General features: G+C 60.1%; 1 protein-coding gene and 3 pseudogenes. 3 read left to right on the top strand and 1 reads right to left on the bottom strand.

The window, feature by feature from the left end:
• Positions 1–114: 114 nt before the first annotated feature.
• A pseudogene (locus VQ045_RS21435) lies at positions 115–615 on the bottom strand (transposase); the annotation flags it as partial.
• A gap of 99 nt (positions 616–714) precedes the next feature.
• Between VQ045_RS21435 and VQ045_RS21430 the strand changes: the two are divergent.
• The 3 genes and pseudogenes from VQ045_RS21430 to VQ045_RS21420 all read left to right on the top strand — a co-directional run.
• Positions 715–951, top strand: a pseudogene (locus VQ045_RS21430) (IS3 family transposase); the annotation flags it as partial.
• Between the two features lie 41 nt (positions 952–992).
• Positions 993–1,166 (top strand): annotated as a pseudogene (locus VQ045_RS21425) (IS3 family transposase); the annotation flags it as partial.
• A gap of 267 nt (positions 1,167–1,433) precedes the next feature.
• On the top strand, positions 1,434–2,444 hold the full coding sequence (locus VQ045_RS21420) for a polysaccharide biosynthesis protein (RefSeq protein ID WP_331831562.1): 1,011 nt from the start codon (positions 1,434–1,436) through the stop codon (positions 2,442–2,444).
• The last annotated feature ends 594 nt before the right edge of the window (positions 2,445–3,038 follow it).

Genomic DNA, 3,038 nt, shown 5'->3' with positions numbered 1-3,038 from the left:
TCAAGCGCTCAATGTATGGTCGCGGAAATCTCGAACTGCTCCGCCGCCGACTGATCCTGGCGCCGTGAAAACCACACAACATGCGCAAGAGCCACTTTTCCGATGCAAGTCCAGCCAGCGATCGTATTCGGCTTGCCAGTTCTCCTTCAGGCGACCGATCACCGACGGCGAGAGGTTCGGCGCCTCCTTGCCGAGAAGCGCCGCCAGAGCTTCCTGGAAGTCGCCGGTCGAGATGCCGCGCAGATAAAGGACCGGAAGCAAGGCATCGAGGCTCTGCGTCCGCCTCGCCCATTTGGGAAGAATGGCCGAGGTGAAGGTGATGCGCTCATCGTGAATGGTGCCGTCGCCCTCGCTCCGGTCGCGGACTTTTGCCCGCTTCACCGGAACGGGGCCGATCCCGGTCTGGATCGTCCGCTCCGGGCCGTGGCCATGGCGCACGAAGCGAGCCCGACCGTCGGCCAGTCGCTCCTCCTTCATCACGGCGAGAAACGCTTCGACTTCCGCTTCGATCGCGTTGCAAAGCAGACGGCGAGAGCCATCGCGCAACACGCTCGTCAGAGGATCGTCGATCGCGTCGGGATGGCGAAACGAGGAAATGGTGGTATCGGTCTTCATAGGCGTATCGCTCCTTCGAGAGGTTCGGGCTGGCTTCAACAACCGCCCCGATACGCCGCCTTTCTCAAACCGTCATCACCCAGTTTCCGCCATAGTTCCGCCGAGGCCGGCATCGAGCCACCGCGGGCAGCGTCGACGATCAACGGCCTCTTCAAGGCCGAGGTCATCCATCGACGCGGACCGTGGCGCAGTCTCGAAGCCGTCGAGTTCGCCACCCTCGAATGGGTGGACTGGTTCAACAACCGCCGCCTGCTCGAGCCGATCGGCAACATCCCGCCCGCCGAGGCGGAAGCCGCATACTACGCCCAGCTTGAGGCCATGCCGATCGCCGCGTAAGACCCAAACCAAACGGTCTCCGGGAAAGCCGGGGCGGTTCAAGCTTCTTCAACCTGCTCAAACGCGAGCGGATCCGCAGAAGGGTCTACCGGACGCGTGAAAAAGCCAGGCAGGACGTGTTCGACTACATCGAGATGTTCTACAACCCGAAGCGAAAGCACGCCGGAAACGGGATGCTGTCTCCCGTCGATTTCGAACGGCAGCAGGAAATCTAACCCGAGGGCGTCCACGAAACTCGGGGCTATTCACCCCGAACTGCGCGGTCTCTACCATGTTTCGGCCGCACCGATCGCCAAGTACGACCTTCTCAAACTTGTTGCCAAGGTTTATGATAAGGCGATCGAGATCGAACCCGACGATGCCGCCGGGATTGGTCGCTCTCTCAATTCCGATCGGTTCAGGCAGGCAACGGGCTACGAGCCCTTACCTGGCCGGACCTTGTAGCACTGATGCATTCGTCACGCTGAAGCTGAAGAAGACCTATGTTCGAAGATAAAACCCTTCTCATCACCGGCGGAACCGGCTCCTTCGGGAACGCGGTGCTCACGCGGTTTCTGAACTCTGACTTTAATGAAATTCGCGTTTTCAGTCGCGACGAGAAAAAGCAGGAGGACATGCGTCTGGCTCTGCGTGACGATCGCCTCAAATTCTATATCGGAGACGTGCGCGACTACGGGTCGGTGGACGATGCGGTGCGCGGTGTCGACTATATCTTCCACGCCGCAGCCCTGAAGCAGGTTCCTTCCTGCGAATTCTACCCGATGGAAGCCATCAAGACCAACGTGCTGGGCGCCGAGAACGTGCTGCGCGCCGCAATTGCGCATGGTGTTTCGCGCTGCGTGGTCCTTTCCACCGACAAGGCGGTCTATCCTGTCAACGCCATGGGCCTTTCCAAGGCGATGATGGAAAAGGTCATGGTCGCCAAGTCCCGCCTGAGCGACTCCAGCAAGACCGTGGTGTGCGCCACGCGCTACGGCAATGTCATGGCATCGCGCGGCTCTGTGATACCGCTGTTCCTCGAACAGATCCGGATAGGCAAGCCGCTGACCATCACCGACCCGGCGATGACGCGCTTTCTCATGTCGCTCGAGGAATCGGTCGACCTAGTGCTTTATGCGTTCAACAATGCTCGCCCAGGCGACATCTTCGTGCAGAAGGCGCCGGCCTCCACGGTTGGCGATCTCGCCCAAGCACTACGCGAACTGCTGAACCCGGATGCTCAGACCAGGGTGATCGGCACGCGCCATGGCGAGAAGCTTTACGAGTCTCTTGTCTCGCGCGAAGAGATGGTGCGGGCCGAGGACCTCGGCGGCTACTACCGCATCCCCGCCGACGCGCGCGACCTCAACTACGACAAGTACTTCGTGGAGGGCGAGCGCGAGATCGCGCAGATCGACGACTACACCTCGCACAGCACGCACCGGCTCGACGTGGAGGGCGTGAAGAAGATCGTGCAGACGCTCGACATCGTCCGCGAGGCAGTGGCTCGCTGATAGGCAGGGAAATGAGGTAGCAGACGATGATCATCCGGCACACGATCTTTAACTCCTCGGCCTCGGCATCCTACTCATCGTCGCGGTGTTCACCATCCCGATGCTGATCGATACGCTCGGCATCGCCGGCTTCGGCGTGCTCACGCTCATCTGGGCCGTGGTGAGCTATCGTATCCCTCCGGCAGGACTTCCGATTACCCACATCGTCGGCTTGATCCAATGGAGATGGCGCCCTTACATTAGGTGATTTCGCGGAAACGTTGAATAATACTCTCCCGAGCGTTTCATCAGCTCGATCGGCGTCTTATGGCCGATCGAGCTGTGGGGGCGGATTTCGTTGTACAATAGGACGACAGAACACCCACGGGACTGAAGAGCGCGAGCTTTTATACCCGTGGCATCCTTGGTCGGGACGCCGGGTTTTCGTCCACGAGATCGTCGAGAGAGACGAGGCGGCATTTTTCCGGTGCAGCCTGTCGGGTGGACTTGCATCGGAAAAGTGGCTCTTGCGCATGTTGTGTGGTTTTCACGGCGCCAGGATCAGTCGGCGGCGGAGCAGTTCGAGATTTCCGCGACCATACATTGAGCGCTTGA

This window comes from Aurantimonas sp. E1-2-R+4 (assembly GCF_036549515.1).
In the GTDB taxonomy this organism is placed as follows: Bacteria; Pseudomonadota; Alphaproteobacteria; order Rhizobiales; family Rhizobiaceae; genus Aurantimonas; species Aurantimonas coralicida_A.
This window is presented reverse-complemented; position numbering and strand designations above follow the sequence as displayed.

Coding starts and splice junctions, on each gene's coding strand:
- VQ045_RS21420 (WP_331831562.1), top strand. CDS start 1,434: ATGTTCGAAGATAAAACCCTTCTCATCACCGGCGGAACCGGCTCCTTC.